This is a genomic window from Gilliamella sp. BG1 (genome assembly GCF_046635625.1).
Classification (GTDB): Bacteria; Pseudomonadota; Gammaproteobacteria; order Enterobacterales; family Orbaceae; genus Gilliamella; species Gilliamella bombi.
On the sequence record NZ_JBIDFG010000034.1, the window covers coordinates 1 to 4,475 of the forward strand.

Here is a 4,475-nt window from a genome sequence, read left to right on the forward strand (position 1 = left end):
TATCACCTGAACAATATGAACAACAATATTACCAAAACGAAAAAATGATAGAGGCGGGCACTGTCTAATATTTTGGCTAGGATCACCTATATCATAAAGAAAAAATAACTGTCACTGATTTGGCTAAACGCTATAACAAAACTTATCCGAGCGAAAGGCTACATGTTAACAACCTTTATTTAAAAACAAAATACGTGAGAATATTTATTCGTTGGTATTGATGATTATTCACATGAGCTCTATGCGGGCATTTACTCCCATAAATCCCAATTTAATGCAGCACAATTTTTACAAAATAATTTTGTTAGCCCAATACCCACATTGAATGCCCCTTATCCTGGATACAGACGTGAACCAGTAAAGCGCAGTTGAGCACCTATTTGTTAAAACGAGTAATAAGCAAAAATTGACTAAACCAGCCTACCCACAAACACATGAGAAGGTAGAAAAGATGATACGAACTTTGAATTGAGGTATAGCATAATCAACAAATATATCAAAAAGCTGTATTGGTGGCATAAAACGTGCTTGGTTACTCCTAATCTGCTTTATGAGGTTATGGAGTACAAAATATCAAGTTTCAAACAGGAAGATAAGCCGTATTTTACAACAATAAAAAGACAATGTTAAATATGGTTTTATAAATCTATTTTGGCTGAGCTATTAAAATTACCCCAGCAGAAACTGGGGATTAATCAATGAGCGATTTATTGCTTATAGGAAGATAGAAAGTGAGCAAATCTTCCAATAGCCTCTTCAAGTTGGCCAGAATGAGGCAAAGCAACAATTCTAACGTGATCCGGTTTATGCCAATTAAAGCCAGTTCCTTGTACAAGTAATACTTTTTCTTGTAACAAAAAATCTAATACGAGTTTTTGGTCGTTATGGATGTTGAATTTTTTCTGATCTAATTTTGGAAATAGATACAAGGCACCTTGTGGTTTAGTACATGAAACCCCAGGGATTTCATTAAGTAAACGCCATGCCAACATACATTGATCATATAAGCGACCTCCAGGAACAATAAATTCATTGATGCTTTGGTAGCCTCCTAGCGCTCCTTGAATAGCATGTTGTAATGGCACATTAGCACATAAACGCATTGAAGCTAGCATATTTAAGCCTTCAATATAGCCTTTTACATGGTTTTTGGGGCCACAAAGCGCCATCCAGCCTTGCCTAAAACCAGCAACTCGATAAGTTTTTGATAGGCCACACATGGTAATGACAAATAAATCGGGGGCCAATGCAGCAATTGAATAATGCACTGCATCATCATATAAAATTTTATCGTAAATCTCATCAGCGAAGATGATTAGGTTATTTTGACGAGCGATTTCAGCGATCTCAAGTAATACTTCTTTACTATAAACAGCGCCTGTCGGGTTGTTAGGATTAATAATTACTATTCCTTTAGTGTTTGGAGTTATTTTCCGTTTAATATCTTCAATATCAGGTGACCAATTTGATTCTTCATCGCAAAGATAGTGCACAGCACTACCTCCAGACAAACTAATAGCTGCTGTCCATAATGGGTAATCAGGCATAGGTACGAGTATTTCATCTCCACTATTTAGTAAGGCCTGCATGGATTGAACGATTAATTCTGATACACCATTACCGATGTAAATATCTTCAACATCTAAACTATTAATTCCGCGAGCTTGATAATACTGCATGATTGCTTTACGAGCAGAATAAAGGCCTTTAGAATCGGAATATCCTTGTGAGGAAGGTAAGTTTCTAATCACATCAATTAATAATTCGTCAGGCGCAGCAAAACCGAACGGCGCTGGGTTTCCAATATTGAGTTTCAGGATAGTTTGACCTTCTTCTTCCAGTCGTTTTGCATGCTCTAGAATTGGACCACGGATATCGTAACAAACATGATCCAATTTTGTGGATTTTGAGAAATTTACCATAAGTTGCTCTTTTTAGTTCTTGTATTGATATTTTTACTGAAAAAAACAATCTACTCCTATTTCGATAATTTTTGAAGATGCTATTATAGTTAGCTCAATAAATATTATTTAATTGTCTATTTTTTGTGCGGAGGAGTGTTATGAAAACCATTTTAACGGTAATTGGTAAAGATCAAACAGGTATTATTGCTGGTATTAGCCAAAAGTTATATGAATTAGATATTAATATTTTAGATGTCAGCCAAACTATTATGGATGAGTATTTTACGATGATTATGTTACTTGACCTATCTAAAATTAATGTGTCATTTGATGAAGTAAAAACTGTGTTGATGCAAACAGGTAAAAATCTAAAAGTTAAAGTTAATCTTCAAAGAGAAGAAATTTTTGATGCTATGCATCGTTTATAATATTAATTCTATATTTTAATAAAAGGATAATACTAATGGAAACAAAACAGATCCTCGAAACCATTAAAATGATTGAGGAAGAAAAACTTGATATCCGTACAATAACCATGGGTATTTCTCTTCTTGATTGTATAGATAGTGATGGTGAAAAAGCACGCCAAAAGATTTATAACAAAATTACACATCTGGCAAAAGATCTTGTTAAAGTAGGTGATCAGATTACTTCAGAATTCGGTATTCCAATAATCAATAAGCGTATTTCTGTTACGCCAATATCTTTAATTGCCGGTGCTAGTGATGATAAAGATTATGTAGCGTTTGCTAAAACTTTGGACGAAGCGGCCAAAGCAGTTGGTGTTAACTTTATTGGTGGATTTTCAGCACTGGTACAAAAAGGTTACCATAAAGGAGATGAAATTTTAATTAAATCAATTCCCCAAGCACTTGCACAGACTGAACGAGTTTGCTCTTCGGTAAATGTTGGCTCTACACAAACGGGGATCAACATGGATGCAGTAAAGCAAATGGGAAATGTCATCAAAGAAGCCGCGCAATTAACAGCTGATAATAGTAGCATGGCCTGTGCTAAGTTAGTTGTGTTTGCTAATGCTGTTGAAGATAATCCATTTATGGCAGGTGCCTTTCATGGCGTAGGGGAAGCTGATTGCGTCATTAACGTTGGTGTCAGTGGTCCTGGTGTAGTTAAGCGAGCACTTGAAAAAGTCAAAGGTCAGCCATTTGATGTTGTAGCTGAGACTATCAAAAAAACTGCATTTAAAATTACTCGTATGGGGCAACTAGTTGGTAAAGAGGCTTCTGAACGTTTAGGCGTTAAATTTGGTATTGTCGATTTATCGTTAGCTCCAACCCCAGCAATTGGTGATTCGGTTGCACACATTTTAGAAGAAATGGGATTAGAAGCAGTTGGTACACACGGTACAACTGCAGCACTAGCTATGCTAAACGATGCGGTTAAAAAAGGTGGAGTAATGGCTTGTGGCCATGTTGGCGGATTAAGCGGTGCATTTATCCCTGTTTCGGAAGATGCAGGTATGATTGATGCTGTAAATAACGGTGCACTTAATCTTGAAAAACTAGAAGCAATGACCTGTGTTTGTTCTGTTGGACTGGATATGATTGCAATTCCAGGCGATACGCCAGCTGAAACTATTTCGGCGATCATTGCAGATGAGGCTGCAATAGGGGTGATTAACCACAAAACAACAGCGGTGCGAATTATTCCAGCCGAGGGATTAAAAGTAGGAGATAACATTGAATTTGGTGGTTTACTTGGCCATGCTCCCGTTATGTCAGTAAACAAATTTAGTTCATGTGATTTTATTAATCGAGGTGGAAGAATTCCCGCTCCAATTCATTCATTTAAAAACTAATATATTTATTTTAAATGAATATTTTCCCTTACTCCGTCTACAGCAAGGTAGGCGGATTATCGCTATAAATAATGAATATTCCTTATTTCATGAATTGGTGGCTTTTATTCGGGTATCTATTATCAAGGCTGCTTTTCTTGCCATAATAATTTTAAGTATATAATTTTTAATTATATAGTATTTGTACTTAAGTATATACCTAAAAGATGTGGTTTAAGATGTGGTTTAAAATGTACCTTACTGATACTTAATGGGCAATAAAATAGACTTTAAGGCTTGTTATTACTGGGTTTGGTGTGCTTTGCAGGGTTTAAAAGAATGTTGCTGTTTATTGATTTGGTGCTGGGCGGGGACTTGAAATGATCTTATTAAAGCCTTTTCAATAAAGGGTTTTGCTTTTTCTTTATTGAAGAAATAGTCCCAAGCATAGTCCCAAAATAAAAAGTGACCCCCAATATTAGGTATTTTAATCTTGCCAAATTGAAAGGTTAAAAATTGGTTTTAGAATTTTGACGGTGTAAAAATTTATCTAGGTGAGTGGTATTCGTTAATTATATTTTAGATTTTTTATACCTCCTCCCCATAAAAATAAAATTTAATAAAAAAGTATGCACGGTGTTCACTACTTGCTTGAATCCTTATCCTAAAAGGGTTTGAGTGGTGTATACTTAAATGTTTACTATTCACAAGTGTACACTTTAGGTATTCACTCAATAAAAAACCGCCAATTAGGGCGGTCTTATTTTAGTGGC

General features: G+C 35.5%; 3 protein-coding genes. 2 read left to right on the forward strand and 1 reads right to left on the reverse strand.

From position 1 onward, the window contains the following. Window positions 1-707: 707 nt before the first annotated feature. Entirely contained in the window at window positions 708-1,922 is a 1,215-nt protein-coding gene (locus ACGH80_RS11480) for a pyridoxal phosphate-dependent aminotransferase (RefSeq protein WP_174798961.1), read from the reverse strand. 140 nt (window positions 1,923-2,062) lie between these two features. Here ACGH80_RS11480 and ACGH80_RS11485 point away from each other — a divergent pair, with 140 nt between their 5' ends. Continuing rightward, window positions 2,063-2,332, forward strand: coding sequence for an ACT domain-containing protein (locus ACGH80_RS11485; protein WP_174798960.1), 270 nt, complete (start codon window positions 2,063-2,065; stop codon window positions 2,330-2,332). A 35-nt stretch (window positions 2,333-2,367) separates the two neighbouring features. Further along, the gene (locus ACGH80_RS11490) at window positions 2,368-3,723 is read left to right on the forward strand and encodes a PFL family protein (RefSeq protein ID WP_174798959.1); all 1,356 of its coding nucleotides are present in this window, start codon (window positions 2,368-2,370) and stop codon (window positions 3,721-3,723) included. Window positions 3,724-4,475: the final 752 nt, after the last annotated feature.

Coding starts and splice junctions, on each gene's coding strand:
- ACGH80_RS11480 (WP_174798961.1), bottom strand. CDS start 1,922: ATGGTAAATTTCTCAAAATCCACAAAATTGGATCATGTTTGTTACGAT.
- ACGH80_RS11485 (WP_174798960.1), top strand. CDS start 2,063: ATGAAAACCATTTTAACGGTAATTGGTAAAGATCAAACAGGTATTATT.
- ACGH80_RS11490 (WP_174798959.1), top strand. CDS start 2,368: ATGGAAACAAAACAGATCCTCGAAACCATTAAAATGATTGAGGAAGAA.